General features: G+C 66.0%; 22 protein-coding genes. 17 read left to right on the top strand and 5 right to left on the bottom strand.

Annotation, left to right across the window (positions count from 1 at the left end; all coding sequences use genetic code 11):
• Nucleotides 1-32: 32 nt before the first annotated feature.
• From ABD194_RS08365 to ABD194_RS08345, 5 genes are all read left to right on the top strand, one after another.
• Nucleotides 33-467, top strand: coding sequence for a hypothetical protein (locus tag ABD194_RS08365; protein WP_343989998.1), 435 nt, complete (start codon nt 33-35; stop codon nt 465-467).
• A 105-nt stretch (nt 468-572) separates the two neighbouring features.
• Nucleotides 573-1,178, top strand: coding sequence for a hypothetical protein (locus ABD194_RS08360; RefSeq protein ID WP_343989995.1), 606 nt, complete (start codon nt 573-575; stop codon nt 1,176-1,178).
• A gap of 809 nt (nt 1,179-1,987) precedes the next feature.
• Nucleotides 1,988-2,827 (top strand): hypothetical protein, encoded by an 840-nt coding sequence (locus ABD194_RS08355; RefSeq protein WP_343989992.1) that lies wholly within the window; start codon nt 1,988-1,990, stop codon nt 2,825-2,827.
• A gap of 238 nt (nt 2,828-3,065) precedes the next feature.
• Entirely contained in the window at nt 3,066-3,329 is a 264-nt protein-coding gene (locus ABD194_RS08350) for a hypothetical protein (RefSeq protein ID WP_343989989.1), read from the top strand.
• Nucleotides 3,330-3,725: 396 nt separating this feature from the next.
• Entirely contained in the window at nt 3,726-3,962 is a 237-nt protein-coding gene (locus ABD194_RS08345; protein ID WP_256796275.1) for a hypothetical protein, read from the top strand.
• A 309-nt stretch (nt 3,963-4,271) separates the two neighbouring features.
• On the opposite strand, the gene ABD194_RS08340 is transcribed toward ABD194_RS08345, so the two are convergent.
• Nucleotides 4,272-4,712, bottom strand: a complete 441-nt coding sequence (locus ABD194_RS08340) for a hypothetical protein (protein ID WP_343989982.1) — start codon at nt 4,710-4,712, stop codon at nt 4,272-4,274.
• Between the two features lie 316 nt (nt 4,713-5,028).
• Nucleotides 5,029-5,337 carry a hypothetical protein gene (locus tag ABD194_RS08335; RefSeq protein ID WP_343989980.1) on the bottom strand — a complete coding sequence of 103 codons (309 nt, stop codon included), beginning with the start codon at nt 5,335-5,337 and terminating at the stop codon, nt 5,029-5,031.
• A gap of 921 nt (nt 5,338-6,258) precedes the next feature.
• Between ABD194_RS08335 and ABD194_RS08330 the strand changes: the two genes are divergently transcribed.
• The 5 genes from ABD194_RS08330 to ABD194_RS08310 all read left to right on the top strand — a co-directional run bounded on the left by ABD194_RS08330 (nt 6,259) and on the right by ABD194_RS08310 (nt 10,162).
• The gene (locus ABD194_RS08330) at nt 6,259-6,663 is read left to right on the top strand and encodes a hypothetical protein (RefSeq protein WP_343989977.1); all 405 of its coding nucleotides are present in this window, start codon (nt 6,259-6,261) and stop codon (nt 6,661-6,663) included.
• Nucleotides 6,660-7,394, top strand: a complete 735-nt coding sequence (locus tag ABD194_RS08325) for an ABC transporter ATP-binding protein (protein WP_343989974.1) — start codon at nt 6,660-6,662, stop codon at nt 7,392-7,394. Before ABD194_RS08330 ends, ABD194_RS08325 begins: the two co-directional genes overlap by 4 nt.
• On the top strand, nt 7,391-8,716 hold the full coding sequence (locus ABD194_RS08320; protein ID WP_343989971.1) for a hypothetical protein: 1,326 nt from the start codon (nt 7,391-7,393) through the stop codon (nt 8,714-8,716). The genes ABD194_RS08325 and ABD194_RS08320 overlap by 4 nt, the downstream gene beginning before the upstream one ends.
• A 62-nt stretch (nt 8,717-8,778) precedes the next feature.
• Nucleotides 8,779-9,384 carry a hypothetical protein gene (locus ABD194_RS08315; protein WP_343989968.1) on the top strand — a complete coding sequence of 202 codons (606 nt, stop codon included), beginning with the start codon at nt 8,779-8,781 and terminating at the stop codon, nt 9,382-9,384.
• A 472-nt stretch (nt 9,385-9,856) separates the two neighbouring features.
• Nucleotides 9,857-10,162 (top strand): hypothetical protein, encoded by a 306-nt coding sequence (locus tag ABD194_RS08310; RefSeq protein ID WP_343989965.1) that lies wholly within the window; start codon nt 9,857-9,859, stop codon nt 10,160-10,162.
• 55 nt (nt 10,163-10,217) lie between these two features.
• On the opposite strand, the gene ABD194_RS08305 is transcribed toward ABD194_RS08310, so the two are convergent.
• A complete protein-coding gene (locus tag ABD194_RS08305) occupies nt 10,218-10,652 on the bottom strand; it encodes a hypothetical protein (protein WP_343989962.1) in 435 nt (144 codons plus the stop codon).
• 1,061 nt (nt 10,653-11,713) lie between these two features.
• On the opposite strand from ABD194_RS08305, the gene ABD194_RS08300 reads away from it, so the two are divergent.
• The 3 genes from ABD194_RS08300 to ABD194_RS08290 all read left to right on the top strand — a co-directional run bounded on the left by ABD194_RS08300 (nt 11,714) and on the right by ABD194_RS08290 (nt 14,210).
• The gene (locus ABD194_RS08300; protein WP_343989959.1) at nt 11,714-12,634 is read left to right on the top strand and encodes a tyrosine-type recombinase/integrase; all 921 of its coding nucleotides are present in this window, start codon (nt 11,714-11,716) and stop codon (nt 12,632-12,634) included.
• Between the two features lie 57 nt (nt 12,635-12,691).
• Nucleotides 12,692-12,895, top strand: coding sequence for a hypothetical protein (locus ABD194_RS08295; protein WP_343989956.1), 204 nt, complete (start codon nt 12,692-12,694; stop codon nt 12,893-12,895).
• Between the two features lie 853 nt (nt 12,896-13,748).
• Nucleotides 13,749-14,210, top strand: coding sequence for a hypothetical protein (locus ABD194_RS08290; RefSeq protein WP_343989953.1), 462 nt, complete (start codon nt 13,749-13,751; stop codon nt 14,208-14,210).
• 283 nt (nt 14,211-14,493) lie between these two features.
• Here the strand turns inward: ABD194_RS08290 and ABD194_RS08285 are convergent, their stop codons facing one another.
• Together ABD194_RS08285 and ABD194_RS08280 are read right to left on the bottom strand one after the other, a co-directional pair.
• Nucleotides 14,494-14,961: a transposase gene (locus ABD194_RS08285; protein ID WP_343989949.1), complete on the bottom strand. Its 468-nt coding sequence runs from the start codon at nt 14,959-14,961 to the stop codon at nt 14,494-14,496.
• Nucleotides 14,962-14,975: 14 nt separating this feature from the next.
• Nucleotides 14,976-15,872, bottom strand: a complete 897-nt coding sequence (locus tag ABD194_RS08280) for an IS110 family transposase (RefSeq protein WP_343989946.1) — start codon at nt 15,870-15,872, stop codon at nt 14,976-14,978.
• A 1,638-nt stretch (nt 15,873-17,510) separates the two neighbouring features.
• Here ABD194_RS08280 and ABD194_RS08275 point away from each other — a divergent pair.
• From ABD194_RS08275 to ABD194_RS08260, 4 genes are all read left to right on the top strand, one after another.
• A complete protein-coding gene (locus ABD194_RS08275; RefSeq protein ID WP_343989943.1) occupies nt 17,511-17,867 on the top strand; it encodes a hypothetical protein in 357 nt (118 codons plus the stop codon).
• A 473-nt stretch (nt 17,868-18,340) separates the two neighbouring features.
• Nucleotides 18,341-18,697, top strand: a complete 357-nt coding sequence (locus ABD194_RS08270) for a hypothetical protein (RefSeq protein WP_343989940.1) — start codon at nt 18,341-18,343, stop codon at nt 18,695-18,697.
• 25 nt (nt 18,698-18,722) lie between these two features.
• Nucleotides 18,723-19,265: a hypothetical protein gene (locus ABD194_RS08265; RefSeq protein ID WP_343989937.1), complete on the top strand. Its 543-nt coding sequence runs from the start codon at nt 18,723-18,725 to the stop codon at nt 19,263-19,265.
• A 660-nt stretch (nt 19,266-19,925) separates the two neighbouring features.
• Nucleotides 19,926-20,390 (top strand): hypothetical protein, encoded by a 465-nt coding sequence (locus ABD194_RS08260; protein WP_343989934.1) that lies wholly within the window; start codon nt 19,926-19,928, stop codon nt 20,388-20,390.
• Nucleotides 20,391-20,527 lie beyond the last annotated feature (137 nt).

The following is a 20,527-nucleotide window of genomic DNA, read 5'->3' as shown; positions in this document are numbered from 1 at the left end:
CGGTGCTGCCATGACTCTCATCCTTCCGTGGAATGAGAGCCTCCATCAGACCCGGAACGGGACACTTCTTGTTGGGTCTGATCGTGTGGTTCGCCGTCGGATACATTCTCGCCGGCACGAGCAACTGGCCACTCGGCGTCGCGTGTCTCGTCGTCGTCGGTGGAGCAGTCTTCGGGCTGTTCGCATGGGGGCCGAAGCGGCTGGAACTGCGAGATTCCGTCATCACCGTCCGCACGATTCGGGGGCTGAAGTCCTTCGACCTTCGTGACGCAACGTCCATCAGTTACTCAGGCCCTTGGTCTCACAGCTCGGGCGATATGGCCATCCACTTGCCGGGGCCTCGGTCCATCTCCATTACTGCTCGCGGGCCAGACCTGATTGCCTTCATGAGTGCGGTCGTCGCCGCCGCCGATGGCCTGGGCTTACCTGACAAGGTGCTTGACCCATCGCTGCGCGAGCTTCGTTAGTTGATTCCGGGCTAGAGCACCTTCACTCCGCGGGAACGTCCGCTCTTGCCGCGATCGGCGCGTTCCCCAAGAACGAACCATTTGCTAGCAGGTACCGTCTGCCCGGTGGACGACGATGAGCTCCAGGACACTCAGTGGACCGACGAAGCCAAGGTGGAATACGAGAGGCGCGCCGTGGCGCTCATCGAGGCGTTGCGCAGTCACGTCGACGCCACCTTGGCCTTGACTGGCCGGCAAAGAGAACTTCAGCCCTACTTCGAGTCGGCAGACCAAGTGAGGTCCGCAGCTCGAGCGTTCAACGATGCAGAGTTCGACTGGTGCGGCTCGTTTCCCCTTGCTCTGGCCGATGACGACGAGGACGACGACGACAGATGGGACGACGAGGAGGAGTCGGAAGACGCAGTCAACGAGCAGCCGATGTTGACCGTCTTTGGTCGCTGGGACTTTCGCGTCATAGACGCCTCGGCCGCCATCGCCGCGGGGCGGTCGGCCTATCTTCGAATGTGGTCTGACGATACAGAGGAAGATGCGTCGATTCGGGTCAAGGAAGTAAGGGACGCGGCCGCGGAAATCATGCACGCAGACGGCCTCGCGGGCCTTGAGAGCGCCAACGGTTTGCGCCTGGCCCGAGATGCCACAGCCTTCGTCCTTCACGAGGGCGAGAGCGACGAGGCATTCGATGAGGACCCCTTTGCCATCACGCGCGACTGACTGTCCATCTCGGCTCGGACGCGAGATACGTGACGACAGTCCGCCCGCTTAGGGCGTCGCGAGCTGACACCCGTGCCGCTCGTCGGACGACGTCCGACCATGCCGCGGACTGCGAGGCTTCACCGAAGGGGGCAGGACACGGGCTGGAGGTCGAGAGCCGCGAAGACGTTGTCCGTAGGAGTCTTCTGCGTACTCAGGCTCAGGGACGTCTGCCGGGCGGAGGTCATGCGGGACATAACGACGTAGCCATCCGTCACATCAGCGCCCTCGACCCATCCCTCGCGGGCCAGCCGGCCTCGGATCGAGGAGCTGGCCTTGGGCCAGTCTGACCCCGTGTACTTCCACTCAACGTGCCCCGGGGCTTCATCTTCGACGCTGCATGGCGGCCGAGGCTTTGAGGACTCCAGCTCGAGAGAACTCAGCCAGGCCGTATCGGAAACAGCAACTCCCCATGCCGCCATGTCGGCCACCTGCGCGTCGTGGGCCTCGCGTGAGTGCTGCCCTGCCCACGACATTACGGCCACCACAACCAGCCCTAAAAGGAGGACGAGGACACCGGCCATCGTGGCAGCCAAGCGAGTTCGATTCCGTTGAGGCACGGTCGCAGTGTAGGGAGACGGACAGCCGCGTACTCGTGCAAAACACAAGGGCGTAACAGCCTTTCCCGCGCCGGCGAGGTTGGACGCCTCCGACAGCAACGGCGCAATGCCCTCATCTGCCGCCGAGCGCGAGCTAAATCCTGTCGATGTGCGCGTGTCATCTCCGCTGCTTGTCTGCCCCCGTCAGCGGGTTGCGCCATGATCCCCAGCATGACCACGTACGAGAGGGGCGCGGAGATCGACTGGCGCTATCAGCCGATCGACTTCTCCAAGCGACTGCTCGTCAAGGTGGGCCCGGAAGGCGTCGATCCGACAGACCTGAAGCGAGAGTTTGAGTCGGCAGGCTACTCGCACCTGTCATTGACGATCCCGCGCGGCGTGCCTCTACCCAACCTCGAGTTCCTCGAGCAGGTTCAGCAAATCGAACAGCTCGACGTCACGGGACCCGTGAGGGATGACACGTACGCCTTTCGCCGCACCGATATCCGACGACTGTCACTTCTCACCCGGTGCCAGCGCCGCATCCCCGAGGTGAGTCTTTCGCACCTCGGGGAGCTCGCCCTCGACGCTCGTCCGAACCTTGAACGGGTCCATGACCTCGCCCAGCTGCGGCGACTATCCCTCTTCGGCTGGAAGTCCCAAGACCTGACGATGCTGGGACACATGCCGCGGCTCGAGAACCTGTGCATCGAGGCGCGCAAGTACGTGCTGCTCACCTTGGACGGGCTCGAACGCTGCCCGCACCTGCGCGACGTCCGGCTCGACAGGGTGCGCGTGGCGAGCCTCACACCTCTGCGGCGGCTGCAGCTCACCCGCCTGTGGGTTCTTGGCGGCAGCCGCGTGAGCCAGGAGGTGCTCCTCGACCTGGCGGACCTTGCCGGCATGGTCGAGCTTGCCGATCTCAGGATCATCAACGGAGGCGCGGTGAAGTCAACGCGGCCGCTGCTGGAGCTGCCCAACCTGTCGTGGCTTCGCCTGAACGGCACCCGCATCGTCGATGGCGACACCGCGCCACTCGCCCTGCTCGCCGGCAAGGGCGTTCGCATTTGACCGCCTCAGATGCCGTCCGGTCGCCGCACGCATCTGCCGCTGTCCGGTGCGGCACAAGCGTCGCTCATGCCGCCGACCTCCTCCGGGCCCGCGGTTGAGGACGGCGGACTCTGACGGGACGGAGGGCACGCGAACCGTCGTGCCGATCGATGGAGGGGTGTTGGTCCCCGCTGCGTCGCAGTAGGCTGCGAAACGAACTCTGCGCACATGCGCGGAGCGCGCAGCCCAAGGAGGCAGCATGCCCACCGTCATCGGGCACCACGATGTGAAGGACACAGACCACTGGCTTGCCTCGCCGAAGCGGGAAGAGGTCTTCGGCCCGCTCGGAGTCACAAACATCCGCACCTTCGTCAACCCCCAGAACCGCGCACAAGTCGCGGTGCTGATGGATGTCGCTGACTTGGACGCGGTCATGGCCGCAATGCAGGACCAGGCGATGGCCGACGCGATGGACTATGACGGCGTACTTCCTGAGACGCTGGTTCTTCTCGTCGAGGAATAGATCCGCCGATCTCACCACGACGCTCACAACGCCTACTCGACCGGGACCGTTTTGGCGGCGCAGCGGGGTCGCCTGGACTGAAGAGCTGCTCGCCGACCGGACTAGACGACCGGATCCGAATGCCCGTCGTTGCTCGCTGCTCGAGGATGAGGGGGCACTCTGAGGGACGGCGACACTACTGCTGGGCCGTTGGACAGGTCCACCATCGACCGCTCATGCCGCCCGGCAGACGTTAAGGACGTGCCGCCCGGAGGACGCAGGCACTGGCCACGCTGTGCGTCAGGCGCACAGAACCATGACGAAGCGCTATGAATGGGTCGCAAGTGCTGCCCCTTGGCCTTTTGGGGCATGCATTCGAGACCGTGCTCCGCCTGCGTCCGGCGAGAAAGAGGGCTGATGACCATGACCGCGAAGAAGCCGCGCAGCAAGCAACTCAACCTGCGCGTGACGTTCGAGGCCGAGGAGTTCCTGCAGGCCGTCGCCCGGGAGCGGGGCCTGATGGGTGGTCCGGGGCTGCGCCCGGACCAGCCGAACGTCTCGGCGGCCGTGCGCTTCCTGATGGGCAAGGCCGACGAGCGCTACAAGCCGCTGGACCTCACGCTCGACTGGGATCGCTCCGGTGGTGACGCATGAGCGCGGCCGCGCGCGGACGGTCCGCATCTGGCCCGACCTCGACTCAACGCGAGCAGCCCTTCGCCTTTCAACCCATCCCGTCTGCGACGACCTTCCGATACGGGGATGCCCGCGGGACGCCTGCCCAAGGACGCACGGACACGCTGCGGATGGGTCCTCCGCCCAATTAAGAGTCTCCTAGCGCCCTGACGGCTGTTGCCGTGCCCTGAGCTTGCGTGGCGACCTCCACACAAGAGTGCGGCGTGCCCGCGAAGGGGCGGTCTCCACTTCCCATAACCTTCCCGGGACTTCGCGGGAGCGGCCCCGCGCTCAGGCGCCGGTGATTTGCCGGCTGACGACCGCGCCCATGACGTCCACGACGAGGTCACGGCCGGCGCCGGCAAGACCGTCGCGGAGCTTGACCCAGCGGCTGCGCTCAGCGTCGTCGGTAGCATTCTCGATGCGCTCGTCGACGACCGCGATGGCGCGCTCGGCCAGCGACTCAGCGCTGGGCCACTGGCCGGTGGCTCGCCGAGCGGCCGAGGTGCACGCCGCGACGGCCCCTGAGACGCGGAGGTCAGCACGGTCGTCCCAGCCGACGTCGAGGAAGTCCTCCTCCAGCGCCTCGAGGGCCTTCATCACATGCTGCCGGTCAATCCCGGTGCGCGCGGCGATTCCCGAGTCACTCACTGGCGGTCGCGATTCCTCAAGGAGGGCGACAGCGGCTTCAAGGACGGGCATATCGCGGCTAAACCACGTGTCATCGAGCATGTTCGGGATCGTGCCGCATTTGGCTGCCCAAATGCTCTAAGGGTGTGAGACACCCCGTGAGAATGCCTCTCACGCAGGGGGTCGCCAGCGTGGCGTAAACACGCGCATCTGCCGCTCCTCGAGCGTTCGGGAAGTGGCAGAGCAGCCATGGAGGGTCAATCGTGACGACTGGCGCGGACGGCGAGGAAGCAGGACCTCCCCGCGGGTTGACGAACGACTAACACGCGGACGAGGAGCACGTCAGCACGACAGATCCTGCAGTGACGTGCTGATGACCGCTCGCTGCCACACATCCCTGAGAAGCCGAGGAATCGGCTCATTGTGAGTGAGGGACGAAGTGCCAACCGTCGCCATCGGCGGCCACGAGCGGTCCGGAAATGTCATCCTCACCACCGCCGTGGTGCTGTATCCGCAATCCCGCTGACGCGTCTTGGGAAACGGTGACGCGAAACGCGATGATGCCGCTGCCCGAGGGGTCGATCGTGACTGTGTCAGGGCGCACCTGGACGCCGGTCCCGTTCGTCACCAGGGACACGCGTCCGCCCAGAGCAGGCGAGACGCATCCGTAGATCATCACCGTGTCCCGGTAGTCATGATGTTCCCCTGACCAGTCGGTGCCGACCACGATGGTTCCATCCCCGCCGAGGTGTGGCATGTCGTCGCAGTCGCCTGGCCGGGTCGGTGCCGGATGCGTTCTGGGGGACGGTGCCGTCGGGGCGATGCCGCTGCACCCGGCACACACGGCAACCAGTCCCACGCTAACCGCGAGCTTGCCCGGACCGTGAAACGCTGTCATGTCATTGTGACGCCTGAGTCGCCACAACCGTTGCACGACGTCTTGCCTCGAGAAGTTAGTCGAGCCTCTCCAGTTCGCGCACACGGTTGCGTGCCGAGTTCGCTATTGCCGCTGAGCGTCGGGGTGGCGTACAGCGCAACAGCATGGACTGCGTGAGAGCCTGAGCACGTGTGGTTCTTGCGGAAGCGGGGCAAGGATGCGCGGAACATGCTCTTCGATGCCGCGCTCGAGTTCGGAGACAACTGGCGGCGCGATGTCGCGGCATTGGCTGCAGAACGGCTATCGGGGCTGACTCCCGAGGAGCGTTTGGCCCTTGCCAATGAAGTCGAGGCGGCTCGCAGTTCGATCGAGAAATGGATCCTGAACCGATGGGATGCCACCCACGGCAAATGGTCGCGTGACCGATGCTGCGGCCGCCGCGGCACACATTCGAGCTACCTACCCGTGGATGGACGGGCGCAACGTAACGCACGCGATCAACCAGAGCACCTACTACGCCTGGCACGGCTGACGCACGCTCATGCCGCTCTGAGGGCGACTACGATCGCCCGACCATGCCGCCATGGGGATCGGACGTCCAACCAGCACAAGCATGTACATGCTGAGCTCGCGTAGCCGCGACCACACCTGATCCAAGTCAACGCTTTGCAGACTGCCCCAGACGCCTCGTTTGCCCTTGTTGAGGTACGTCCGCTGCCGTACGCTCCAGCCAACCGTCGACGGGCGACGGGGGAATGACAGGGGAAGTCAATGAAGTCTCGAACCGAACTCGTTGGCCTGCTCGCCGCAGGAATGCTGCTGGCGCCGGCGGCGGCGTCTGCCGCTTACGTCGACTGGTCCTACACCACGGCCAAGACGGACCGCGTCGCCAACTGGGAGGGCCTCAAATGGGGCTACTCGCAGGCGGGGTCTAGCGCGTACACCTGCGGAGACGTGACCGGCAGCACGTCAGGCGTCTACGTCTACTACGCGATCGTGCGCGACATCCAGCTGCTGCCTGACACAGAAATCGCCAAGAAGGGCTCGTATGGCTGGGACAGCACGCTCTGCAGCGCCCGCGCCACCATTGTGAACGGCAATACCTACTACGAGCGCATCTTCACCAACGTCGAGTCCGCCGGCGCGCACTCAGTCTGGGCCGAAGCCAGGAAGTGACGGTCGCCGAACTGACCACGTCACTACGTGTTCGGGGTTTAGCTCACCGTTACGGGTCGCGGGACGTCCTGCGCGATGTCTCGCTCGAGCTGAATCCCGGCACGGTTGGTCTGCTCGGCCCCAACGGGGCTGGGAAGACCACTCTCATTCGTGTGCTCGCCCGCACCTTGACGCCCGCATCTGGAGAGATCGACTATCCAGATCTGCCCGGGGACGTCGACCGGGTCGGCTACCTTCCACAAGAGCCAGCTGTCCTGCGCCACTTCACGGCATTGGAGTTCCTCGAGTACGTGGCGTGGCTGCGCCGAGTCCCCTCCGCCGACGCGACGCAGGCCGCACGCGATGCGCTGGCCGCCGTTGATCTGCTCGACCGAGCGAACGAGAAGATTCGTCGCCTCTCGGGCGGAATGCGACAACGTGTCGGTTTGGCTGCCAGCATCGTCAACGCACCCCGGCTCCTCCTGCTCGACGAGCCAACGAACGGGCTCGACCTCGAGCAGCGAATGCATTTCCGGCAGGTGGTGCGACAGCTCTCGCCAGGATCGATCACGGTGATCAGCTCACACCTGACCGAGGACATCGCTCCCGTATGCGACTACGTAGTGGTCATGCGTGACGGATGTGTCGTCTTCTCCGGTTCGCTACAGGCAATGTGCCATCTACCCGAAGACGCGCCGCGGCCCGTGGTGGACCAGCTCAACCATGCGTACTTGGAGTTGGTTAGAGCGTGAGTTCGATTCGTGTACTCATTCAAGAGCAGACGGCCGGCGGTTTCACGGAGATGCGGCGCTCCCTCGGCGCGAAGATCTTTCCACCACTGCTCGCGGGTCTGTGGTTCTTCTCAGTGGTGCAGCTGCCCGTGGACCTGCTCGGCCAAGGCAACAACGTGGCCCTATACGTGCACGTCGTCGGCGTCATCATCATTGGTATCACCGGGTCGGCAGTGGCCGCTTGGGAGACGACGCGCGCACGACGAACAGGAGTTGGGGAGCTGGAGCGCTCGAGCGCCGTGCCGCGCTCGGCGGTCACGCTGCGTGTCGTCGCACCGGTGCTGGCATGGGCGTGGCTGACGTACGCGGCCGTGCAGGTCGCCGCACTCGTTCGCAGCTTTTCGGTGCGCGTGAACTGGCCGAGCCCGACGGTCATCGTCCTCACGTTGGCCTTCATCGCCGCCCTGGTGGCGTGGGGAGCCCTGTGCGGCTCATTCCTGCCCCCTCCGCTCGCGCCATTCCTCGCGGCCGGCCTCGCCTACCTCGGCGCGATAGTCCAGTCGGTCTACAGCTACGACGCCAATGTCGCCCGCCTGTTCCCAGTTCTTCAGGAGCGATGGGACCCGGCGATGAAGCCTGACGTCCCGCGACTCGTGCTGGTGACAGCCTGGCTGGCCATCCTGGCAACGATCCTGTTCATCGGTGCTGCACGAGACCGCCAGTTTCTGCGTTGGCCCACGCGCTGGGTGCCGCTGCTCCTCTTAGTGGTTGCCACCGCGGTCCCCCTCCTGGCACAGCCCGTCAAGGCGGAGAGCTTCTACGGCCAGAGTCGTGACGACCGAGACCCGCATCAGTGCCGGGACGCTACAGGCGGCGGACAGATCTGCTTGTACGAGGCGGACGCCAGCGCGCTCCCGACGTTCGCCGCGGGATATGCAATCGCCTTCAAAGCGGCCGGGACCCTTCCTACGTTTCCAAAGACCGTCGCTGCGGGAGGCCTACATGGCCCGGCCCCGGTGATGGCGTACGAGAACTTTGAGCGGCCGGACGAAAGCAGAGTTGCGGCAGCGATCCTTGACTACACCGCCTCCCCTACCTACAGCGACCCTCAGACCTGCCCGAGCCCACCGACGTCGCCATTGATCGGCGATGACGACTGGTCCCACTTCTTCCAGGCGCTACTACGGGACCGAGCCGGAATGCCGTCTGGTCGGCAAAGCGCCGGAAGCGAGGTTCTCCTTGAGCGCCTCAGCAAGGTGGAGCAGACCGTACAGGACCGCTGGCTGACTCAGGCAATCGCCGACTACGCCGCGTGCAAAGCTCCTTCGCCCCCGCCGACATGAGGGTCACGCACGGCGCCTCGGGCGCGAGTGGACGCTGGCTTGAGGTCACGCAGCACGGTCGCTTGCTCAAGCTGTTTTTTCGCAGCCGCTCCGTCGGGCCAGCCATGACCGCCCTTGTGACCATCCTGGTCGTCGCCCTCAGTCCTCTTGGTGACATGCTCGTGCCTATCGGCGCACTCACCGGAACCAGCGACAGGAGCGTCGCGGCACGCACCATAGTCACCCTGGCCGCAGCCGCAGCCGTGCTGCCGCTGGTAGAGCAGCCCCTCGCCGAACTCGAGGCGTCCGCTCGACGTTCCGTCCGAGCCTGGCAGTGGGTCGCCCTGCTGTCGGTCGTCACCTTGACATGCGTCCTGCTCGTCGCCACGGCAAGCATCGTCGGCTCCCAATCGGAACCGCTCGTGCGCAACGCGCTGGGGCTCACGGGCCTGGCGCTGCTGGCGCGTCCCTGGTGGGGTCGGCTCGGATGGATTGCGCCGCTCGTTTGGGTCATGGCCAGTGTCCTGTTCGGCTACCAGTCGGGCATTGGCGTGGCGCCATGGGCATGGCCGATCGCCGAGAGGTCGCCCATGGCGTGGATGTGGGCTCTAACGGCGTTCCTATTCGGCCTTGGTTCACTGGCCTGGACGTGGTCGAACCCGGCTAGGGCTCGAGCATACGAGGGATAGCGCGTGCAGACACCGCGTTGGGAAGTGCCGGCCACGCCTGCAAGCACGGGCGGTGGACTCTGTCGCAACCGATGCGGGCAGGAAGGTTCCAACGACTTTGGTCCTTACGACCGCGGCCCCGGTTCGAGCAAGCCCTGAAGTCCTCGCCTGGCCGATCCGCCTGTCGAGCGCTTTCGGGCCGCAAGACACTCATCTGCCGCTCTCCGCCCCATCGTCCGCTGGTCGTGCAGCAGGCCGGTCTGGGGGTGCGGGGTCGCCGCACGACGGCCCCTACAGCGTCATGAAGTCCGAAATCGCCTCGGAGTTGGCGCGTAGCATCGAGCGCATGGCGGCGCAGAGCGGATATCGGTTCCTGTCCGCTAGGCCGCCCCAACCGCCCGACCTGGTTTCCTACTTGCCGGCGGGGGACCCTTCGCTCCCGCGCAAAACCCGAGAACTCCTTGACCAGTATCCATACCTTCGCGGGCTCAGGTTGACCTGGCTGCACCGGTACGACGAGGCGGACCTCGACGACGCCGACGCGTTCGTCACCGCGCACGAGGACGGCATCGACCCAGAGCAGGCCGGGCACGACCTATCCGTCTACCTGTGCAACTGGATCGTCATGAACTCACGGCTCGCGCAATGGTTCCTCGACCCCCGAGCGCGCATCTGCTACGTGGAACTCACCGGGCGAGAGAGCCTGCTCGACCCCTACCGCCACGTTGTCACCTGCCTGATTGATCGCGTGCCGGTCGCCCACCGTTTCGTCGAGCAGGCCCGCAATCTGGGTGCCTAACCAGCGTGGACCCAACGTCCTCTATTGCCGCGGTGAGCGAGCGGCACTTCAGTAGCTAGGCGTGGGCAGCGCGGCCGCGGTGCCGGAGCCGACGATCTCGCCGGCACAGGCCGATTGCAGCGAAACCAATAATCAGGGGCACCGCGTTCAGAGTCCACTCCGGCCCGGCCACCGGCGGCGACCCTGCGGAATCGATCGCCAACAAGACAGACCCCATGATCAACAAGACTCCAAAGACGGCCAGCGTTGTCTGGATGAGAGCCGACCGGCCTACCAGAGCGACAACGATCCCAGCCATCGACAGCCCCAGCGGGACCGTCCACACGACATTCGAGATCTCGTCCTCCGGCCCCAGCGGTGGAGCAATCACCATGGCAAGAAGCACCAAGCCGCCGGCCACCCCGAGAAGCAGCGCCAAGACGATCAGGAAGATGGCGGCGGCTCCCCAACCATCATGATGGCCACCCCGCCGCTCGGAGTCATTCGTCATGACGACATCCTCCTATGGGAGGCAGCTGGTGCGGGCAGTACGCGCTCATGCCGCCGAGCGTTCGTGCCGACCTGACTGATGAAGCGCCGGGTCTTGGCGCCTACTCCAAGTCACGGAGGAGGTCGGCCGCGAACGGATCAGCTCCGACGTACTTGCCGACCTTGCAGTGGTAACAGCGCCACACTTCGTCGTCCTCGCGGTACCACTCGTGGGAACCACAATCCCCTCGCCCCTTGGCCGCGATGCCCACGTCGACCATGAACCAGGGCAGCCGCCGTCTGATCTCTGTTCGCCACCGGTACCGAGCCACGTGGCCAAGTGTTGCGGCTGAGACAGGGCGCGGCAAAGCGCCGCACCAAGTCTGCGCTCATTCTCGAAGGGGACGTCCGGTTCCGCCGCTCTGAGGGCGACTACGATCGCCCGACCATGCCGCGTATGGCGTCAAGGACCGCCAGGACAACGGCCGCGCCGAAGGCGACGGACGCGCCAACGACGAGCCCGAGAGAACCTTTCAACTGCATGCACGGAGGATTGCATGCCGAGAGTTTCCGGGCGAGGCCCGCACTTACCGCCGAACGCTGATGCTGGCCCAGCAGACTCGGTCAGTGCGGTCCAGGTTCCTTGACGCGGCTGGTCTGAAGTCGGCGTCGTCTGAACTCCCAGAACCCGGCCCAAAGCATCGCAACGTTCGCCACCGCGGCAAGCGAGAGACCGATTCGCGCGACGTCCACGGATTCGGGCCACAGTCAGTGGCTCCCGGCAGACAGGGGTCGGATGGTGCTCCGAGCCAGAGAATAAGAAGCACTCCCGGGATGCCAAGGCAGCCGAACACGAGCCAGCCGACGAAGATCCGCCGCCGGTACGGTTCAGCCGAGACAGGCGGGGCGGGCTCAGCAGTCACGCGTAGATGTCACCACGAGCGCGGAGGCTGCGTGACGACTCGGCCCGATCTGAGGCCGTTTCGTCATGGGCGACCGGATGCCAAGCGCACGTAGGCAACTGCCGCAACCAGCGCGGTTGCGGACGTTGTCCCGAGCGTCGAACCGGGATCACGCTCGTGGATGAGCACCTACAAGAACGTTCTGGTCCCGATCCCGCTGCCGCCTGAGTCTGACACGCTCAGACGCGCGGTGGCCGCCTACCTGGCCCGGTTCAAGGGCCAGTCCCGCGTTCACACCGAGTCCGACCTTCGCGCGTACTTGACTTGGTGCAGTGGCCACAGCTTGGACCCGCTCACCGCGCAGCGACCGCACCTCGAGCTCTATATCCGCTGGATGCAGGAGGCCCGCCGCTACAAGCCTTCCACCGTGAGCCGCCGCATCGCCGTCCTCGCCCGGTTCTACCGAACGTGCGTCATCGACGCCATCCTCGCGCACTCGCCGGCCGAGCACGTCCGACGGCCGAACGTGCCGGCCGAGTCACCCACGCTAGGGCTGACCCATCTGCAGTTCGAAGCCATGCTCGCGACAGCCCGCACCTCCACCAACGCCAACGATTTTGCCCTAGTTGCGATGCTCGGCCTTCTGGGGCAGCGGATCTTCGAAGCCTGCGGCGCAAGCATCGAGGACCTCGGCGAGGAACACGGCCACCGCGTCCTGCGCGTCACCGGCAAAGGCGGCAAGGTCGTCCTGACACCACTCCCACCGGCCGTGACCCGCGCGATCGACCGGGCGGTCGACGGACGCGATGCGGGCCCGATCCTGCGGACCAGCCGCGGCACTCGGATGGACCGACACTGCGCCACTCGGCGACTGCATCACCTTGCCGAGGCCGGCGGCGTCCATACCGCCCGGATGCACCCGCACATGCTGCGCCACACCTTCGTCACCACGATGCTCGACGCCGGCGTCGACCTGCGCGACGTCCAGATCGCCGCCAGGCACGCCGACCCCCGCACCACGATGCGCTACGACCGGGCCCGCACGAACCTCGACCGACACCCCAACTACATCCTCGCCGCCTACATGGCCTCAGGGACGTGATCAGCAACCCCATCGTGCACAGGTGGAGCCGGTGTCTCGTCGTTCTAGCCTGAACAGATGACTGCGAAGTCAGTACGTCAAGACGCCCGCGCGGCAATCGCGGCCTACCACCAAGATCAGCTCGGCCAGCTGCTGTCCCGAGTGGGCGACGCCCTAGACGACTTCAGCGCCGGACGCCTCGATGCCTTCGACGTCGACCGGGTCATCTTCCAGTCCTCACGCGCAGCTAAGGGAGCTGTGGAAGTTCTGCAATCTCGATGATGTCGAGTTCGCCGCCAGCCTCGTGTACGGCCAAGAATCGTTCGACTGGTGGCAGCGCGGCGCTCTCAAGCATCAGTGAGCACCCAGCACGGGCTTCCCCGCGGCTCTCGGAGGCCGGACGCGATCCTGCAACCGGTCTCTATGTAGCTGCGTGGTGGGCGGCGGCTCCGGCCGGTCCGTGTGGAGAGGGTCCGGCCGTGAAGAGCGCGAAGCGCTACGCGGGGCGGCCTTGCCGCACTACGCGGGCTTGGTCCACTGCGACAGCCAAGAAGAGGGCGCACCCAAGCCACAACCACGGATCGCCGACGATGGCGAGCGCAGCGCAGCCCGCACCCGCGAGCGCGCAGACCACCACATCGGCAAGAAGGTCACTCCTGCCGGTCCGCCGAATCTGGGCTGCGTCTAGACGAGCTAGCGCCGATGCGTACGCTCCGCGGCCCAAGGCCAGCCACGAGATGCCAGACGCGGCGACAACCAAGAGGTGCACGTTCCCTGTGAGCAGGTCGTCTGCGCCACTCAGCGCGGCGATGACCGCCACAGTCGATGCCGCGATCGCAGCGACGAACGCCGCCACTCGTTCCTTCGTGACGGGGATTGGGTCTTGAATCGGCGGATCTGCACGCCACTTGAGAGCCACTAACCGGTCCCCTGCATGCGTGGATGCTAGTGGCGGTTAGTTGCCACTCGTGGGGAAACTCTTCGGCAGTTGAGCGACCCGCGGTCATGCCGCGTTGAGGGCGGCTACGCTCGCCCGTTCATGCCGCGATTCGCGGAGACATGCTTCGCGTAATCGGGCGCGCGAGACTGCCTCTGCCATCGTGACCTCATGACGCAAAGGAGCCGGGCCCCGCTTGTGGGCATCCAGTTGCCGCTCCACGTCAACGCCGGCGACCGCGACCGCATCTGTCGTGCCCTTCTGGAGGTGACGCGGCACCGACTGCAGGACATCACTGTCGACGTTGCACCGCAAGAGGGAGAGTGGCCGGAGGACGTCGAATGGGCCGCCGTAGAGCTCGAGGGTCGGATCAAGCCGAAAATCAGTCGACTGACTGGCAGGACCAAAGTGCCGATGAACCCAACGGTGGATCTAGATCCCAGCGCCGATGACGACTTCGCTATCGCGTGCGCTTTGGCTGCGCACACGTGGATGACTGTGATCTCCGCGGATCAGAGCATCGCCTTGGACACAGAGACCTTTGTCGAGCTATGGGTGAGCCCCAGCGAATATGTCGAACTGGTCGAGCACGTGCGCGAGAGCGGAGGAGACGTCCGTCTGCTTGAGCCCGACCCCGGCCTGAAACCCATTTACACCTGAGCGTGCTTGGCCGAGCCGGTCCAGTCAGGGATCACCTTCCGGACATCAGCGTGAGGTGTTTAGCGTCAAGGGCTGAGCGGGTGCCGTTGTCCTCGTCGTCGGTCCCTGCATAGCTAATCGAGGTCGTGCTCGGCAGCGTGTGACCGGGTTGTGTCGACGACGGGACGGGGCGGCCTGCGATGTCCGACGAGATACCCAGGGGTTCTCAATGCCGCAGAAGGCTCACCCCGCCCCAGCTCTTGGTGGCTAGCGCCTCGTGCTGGTGGCTTGGTACTGGATCTCGTTACGCAGCAGCGGTACCCGTGGTCTCCCTCCACCTCGTGATGCCGTGGGCGGCGATCACCGGATCCCACGCTCGTCGCTGCGTGACGACGGCGTACAACTGACGCAAGATCGCGCCGGCGACCGCGGTCTGCGCCTGGGTCGGGGTCAGCCGGTTGGTCTCGCGACTGGTGAGGTGTCGGTAGCGGGCGGCGTACACCCGGTTCGTCTGCAGGCACCCCCATACCGCCCGCCAGGCCGCGACGCGCAGCCGCGGCCGTCCGGCGCCGGTGAGGCGGGCCCGGCCGGTAAAGGTGCCGGACTTGCGTTCCCGCGGCGCGAGGCCGGCGTGCTTGACCACGGCCCGCGCGGAGGTGAACCGGGTCAGGTCGCCGGTCTGGGCGAGGATCGCCGCGGCCCCGACCGGGGACAGCCCGTCGATGCTCGTCACCAGCGCGGTCAGGCCGAGCTCGTCGAGCGTCGCGATCATCCGGGCCTCCACGTCTACCAGCTTGGCCCGGGCGTCATCCCAGTCGGCCAGGGTCCACTCGAGCCGCTCGAACACCGCCGCCCGGTGCGCCAGCACACCGGCGGTGCGGTCAGGGCGGCGAACAGGCGGCGGACGATCCGCAGGCACGGGCGGACCCCGCCCCCACGGCTGACTTCCGCGCGGACGGCCCGCTCGAACCGGGCCAGCCCGAGCCGGCGGGTCCGGGCCAGGTCCCCGCCGTCGTGGCCGCGGCCCTGCCCTACGACGACGCTCAGGGCGGCCACGAACGTGGCCGAGCGGAACGGGTGCTTCGCGGCCTCGAGCGCAGCCGGCCACACGCACTCGAGCAGGTCCCGGATCGTCTGTACGGCTGCGACGTGCTCGCCGATGAGCTGTTCGCGGCGGGTCCCGAGGTGCCGCAGCCGGGTCCAGGTCGCGTTGGCCTCGTCGACGGGTTCGGGCAGGTAGCACCGCAGCTGCCCGGTCAGCCGGGCGATCAGGACGGCGTCCTTGTCGTCCGTCTTGTCGGTCGTCAGGTCCTCGCTCTTCCGAGCCCAGGAAGAGGCGGCCGGCTGCACGCACACGAAGGACATGCCGCGCTCGGCTGCGAGCTGCGCCAGCACCATCCACCGGTGCCCGGTCGGCTCACACGCCACCGTCACTCCGGCGAACCCCTTCGCGTGGGCCCGGTCGGCGGCCCAGTCCAACGCGGCGCCGAGGTCCCACGCCTTGCACCGGGAACGTCCGCCGCGCCAGCACCTTCGAGTCGTGGTCGGCCACGACGAGCATCTGCTTGCGGTCGGCCAGGTCGATCCCCACGATCGCGTTCGTGACCGGGACCGCCGCCCGCAGCCCCAAAGCCGAGCGTTCCGGTTCCGATCACCACGCGAAACACCACTACCGTGAGACATGAACGTCCTCCTTCGATGCGATGGGACACCAAGCCCGACAAGCGCATCAGGAGGACGTTCGTCACGCCAGACCCCACCGCGCAGAACGCCTTTCTATGCCGCCATTCGGGCGAAGGCCCGGCCCTCGAGCCCTCGGTGTGTGGCAAGGCCGTGGTTGACCGCGTCGGGGTGCACTGCACTCTGTCGCGCCTTAACCGCCAGCCAGGCGTCGGGCATGATCCATCTCGTCCGGGAGGACCTCGCTCGGCCGGCTGTCCCGCAACCGCCAGGGGGTGGTGAAGCCCTCGGGCAAGTCCCACTGACCCGCCAGTGCCTGCTCGATGCGCGACCGCACTTCACCTTCGGCCTCGGGCTCCGTCGCGAAGAGGACCCGGACGTGCAGCTCGTTCTGGAGCCTGTCCGCATGCACGTAATGTGGCGCCAAGGGGCACGGTGGCTCGTGATCCCAGTGCCCGCACAGAGCTGCCGTAATCGATGCCCCGGGGGCCCTCACGTCCGCGCCTGGTCCCATGACGAGGACGGCCTCGTGGGCGAATGCCTGCCGCATGGGAACCAGTGTCTTGGAACAGGCCGCGCAGCGCACTGCCATGCGATGCGCTGCCTAACTGCGTCCGCTGTCGCCTTCCGGACCCCGAGACGTGATCGTGACAGCCGAGGCCGCCACCCGTGAACCACTCGGGGGCTAGCGTGCCCTCATGAGGCAGCCCGCTCGTGGCGGAAGGTCGTGCGCCGGCGCACTGGCGCTCGTCGCCCCGCTGACCGGGTGCACTGCTTTCATCCCGCAAGGCTGCACCGCTATCGGCGCAGATTCGGGAGTCACCGTCACCCTCGCCGGCAACGGGTGGATAGGTCCCCTTACGATCGAGGTCTGCGTAGCAGAGAACTGCTCCTCCAGCCCTGCCATCACTCGCACGGCGGAGCCGGTCATCGTCCGAAACACCGGCCTCACGTCAACCAAGCCCACGGAAGTCGTGATCACGGTTCGTGGCCAGGGCGGCAGCCTGCTGGCTCCTGCCATGCGCTCCACGGTGAGGCCGACGGAGCTCCAGCCGAACGGCCCACAGTGCGAGCCGACTGTTTGGGTCGCCGCCGCCACAGTGAGCCGTCCGACGTAGACGTACGCTCATGCCGCCAAGCGGTCGTGCCGACGAGCGGACGTTGCGTTGTTTTCCTGGGGGCTCGGCTGGGCCCATACTGCGAGTCGTGAGAGTGGCACCGCGACGCGGGCTGACGCGGCGGCGGGCCGCTTGGGCGATCAGTGGCGTCTGGTGCCTTGGGATGATGCTGCTTACCGGTGGCCTGGGGGATGCCCTGAGCGACGACGCGCGAACTACCGCACTACTCGTCGGCCCGCTTCTTGCCTCCATCACCGTGACGCTGACCGCTGGTCGGCCGGACATGCCGGGCTGGGTGTTGTGGTCTGGCCCGGGAAGTCCTAGGTCCGCTCGCGCCCGGCTGTTGAAGCCACTTGTCCCCGGAGCCCTGGCTGCGACCGCCGCCGCCGCGGGCGCCTACGTCGGACTAGGATGGTCGGTCCTGGGTTCGGCCGCACCGGGTTTGCGGTCCACTAGTCCGAACGTCGATTGGCTCCTCCCCCTCGTCGTTGCGGTAGCGGGCGTACTCCTCGGGAGCCTCTTCGTGATGGTCGTGGTTCTTCCGATCGGCGCGGCGCTCGGTGCGCGGCGGAAATGGCGGACTGATCGACCGGAGTCCCTGAGCCGGCTCGCGTTCGCAGGCGCATGGATTGGGTTCTGGACCGCCGCTGCCGGCTTCATCGTCGCCAATCCGACCCCGCCCGACATGGGCACCGGTGCCCAGCCGCGCTCGGTGGAGCGCACCCTCGCTGACCTGCGCGACTTCGCGAACGTGCTGCTCGGAGGGTCCCCGCAGGCGCCGGTCTCCTCAGCTGTCGCCTGGATGGCCCGGGCAGGGACGGTGCTACTCCTTGCCTCGCTGATCTTGCACTGGCGGCCCCGGTGGAAGGCCATCGGCTAAGGGTGACAGACCGGGGTCTGCGCCCCACGACTCAGACGTCCTCTTCTGCCCCGACGCGTGCGTCAGTCAGGTCGACGGCGGACAAGGAAGGCGGCAGCCGGGCTCAGCGGACTCTCGCTGATCGTGCTCGAACTCGTAGACGCATTCGCCGCACATGCCGTTCAGCTCGTTGCCGGTGCCGGGGTGCTCTTCCCAGGGGTGGCGGCAACTGGGACAGTCGCCCAACTCGCGCAATCGTCGAGCTTGACCCCGCCTTCTGCTGCCCCGCTCGATGAAGCCGCTCATTGGGTGAGCATGCCTCATGTTGGTCGCCCGATCATGCCGTTCTGCGCGCGGACCTGACGATGACACGTTCTCCGGCGTCGTCGAGGCGTGTCCCCAAAGACCAGCTGCTTTGGAGAGGGCGAACGGGAACGACTGCGTTCCTGCCTCGATAGGCTCGTGGACAAAAGCCACGAGAGGGGAGGTGGGCGATGTTTCTGACCCGCGCGACGTTCGACACCACTAGGGAACCGATAGTCGCCTCATTCGTCTGGGACGGCCAGCTTCCGCGGACTGGAGCCGTCTTATGGCAGGTCGTGGTTCACAGCAAAGATCGGCAATCGGTCCGACGTCTCGGCTACAAAATCGTTGACGCTCAGCCATCGGCTCAGTTTGTGTGGGATGAGGGGGGTGCGTGGCAGGCGACACCGGAACACGACGCTGATCTGGAGGCGAATCGGCTGACGGCGCGGTTCAACCCCCTGGCACTGCACGGCATGGGCAACGACTGGACATGGGAGGCAGTCTTGAGCGTGGACGGCCAGGACCTCGGCAAGTTCCAGCCTTGAGACACCTCAGATCAGGAGTTGGGCGGTGATAGGCGATTCGACGCCTTGGAAGCAGGAACTGCTGGCGATCGCTCTCCGGTTGGAGCGTCGGGCGACGCAACGTCGGTGGACCTCCCGGACGGCTTACCTCGTGGAACGTGATGTGATGGTCGGTGCGTTCAGTGCGCGGAAGCTACTGGACTCCTACAAGGTGTCCCAGACCACGGAGGTCGAATCCGTCCCTGTTCGAGCGGCTCGCCTCACGGGGGAACCCTCCGATGCGTGGACAAGGTCTCAGTTCTTCGAGCACTACGACGTTGCCAACCCAAAGCCTGAAAGTTTGAGTCTGCGGGACCTTACGAACCAGCTCATTCACAGCACGGTGTTCTCGCTGTCGGCTACGGACACGGAGCCACCGCTATTCGATGGAGTGATCGTGGCCTCAGATCTCAAAGTCGAGTCTCGCGTCTACTTCGTCCCGGTGGCGTCGGTTGTTCGGGCGTTCCGCTCCATTGGAGAGGACGAGCCGCTCGCGTGGCAGATGGAACGAGACGCAAAGGGGCGGCGGACCATCAAGGTCTACCCGTAGTCACTTCTTGGCAATGGTGCGGGGGCATTGAATATTCGGAAACGCCGCTCCTCGGACGATTTTCGACCATGCCGGTGACCGCTGAGGCGATTTGCGCACTCAAGTCTCGGCGAGCACGCCGAGAGCCGCCGGGAGGCGTCGGGCATCGTCCCCTGCGCCCCCAAGCAGGGTCAACTACATCCGGCTCGGCCAAGTAAGCGGAGACATCTGCACGCCAGGTCGCCTGATCCTTAGCACTGACTTCATGCCATCCCCGGCTCAACAAACCGGCCAGTATGGCCTGCAGATCCTGCAAGTGCATCCACGCATCCCACGCAGCATCAGTCGCTTCCTCCGCGGGCATGGGCGGTATCACTGACTGCACCCGTCGATGGAGACGCACCAAGTCTCGGTCAGGCCGGTTTCGCACAAGCCCAGTGTTTCAGCCCAGGGTTTCCGCTCATGCCGCGGACGGCCCGCAGTTGGGCGTCCTGTGGCACTTTGGCCTTGGCGCTACTGACGTTGACATGGGGGGGCATCGTGACGCGGACGAGGCTGACGGTCGTGTCGTTGCTGTGCGCCTTCGTGCTCGTCGCCGTGGCGGCTGGATACCTGACAGACAGCCCTCGCACACCGACGAAGCCACCAGCCATGACGACGCCGCCGATGACGGGGCCAAGCATGACTTTCATCGAGACGAGGACGCCGGAAGCAACCGCTCAGCTCTCCGAGCCCCTGCAGGTGACCGCGGGCGGCATCCGTCTCTCCCTTGAGGCGACCTGTCAGCGCTTTGAGGAATCCCGACGCCTGGTTCTCGGCTTCTACCTGCGCAACCCTGGGGCCGAGGCTCTCACCGTCGACGACGTCGCGCCCCAGGCGCCACAGATGGCGGGAGACTCACGATCAGCCATCGCCGGCGACTGCACGGCAGGATCCGCGCAGAGCTCTCTTCCGTTACGTCTCGAGGCCGGCGATTCCGCTTGGGTATTGATGCGCTTGGCGACGGCGCAGGAATGTCTGCAGGGCATCACGCTTCGTCCAGTGGTCAGCGCGCGGGCATCAGTGGGTCACCAAGTCGCTTTCAGCTTCGACCCGTTCCCCGATGGCCTCGGAGGGTCAGCCATCGAAACGCGGTGTGTCTCGTAGCAGCCGATTGTTCTGGGGCTGGCCTGCGCAACGTCCGCAACTGCCGCACTGAGGACGGCTACGCTCGTCCGAATCTGCCGCGCTGTGCGCGTGAGCGACGCGAGCCAGAGGTAGTCGCAACCACTCACGCACCTAGC

Source organism: Terrabacter terrae, assembly GCF_039529575.1.
Taxonomy (GTDB): Bacteria; Actinomycetota; Actinomycetes; order Actinomycetales; family Dermatophilaceae; genus Terrabacter; species Terrabacter terrae.
Note: the sequence above shows the minus strand (reverse complement) of the source record. Positions and strands in the feature narration are given on the sequence as shown.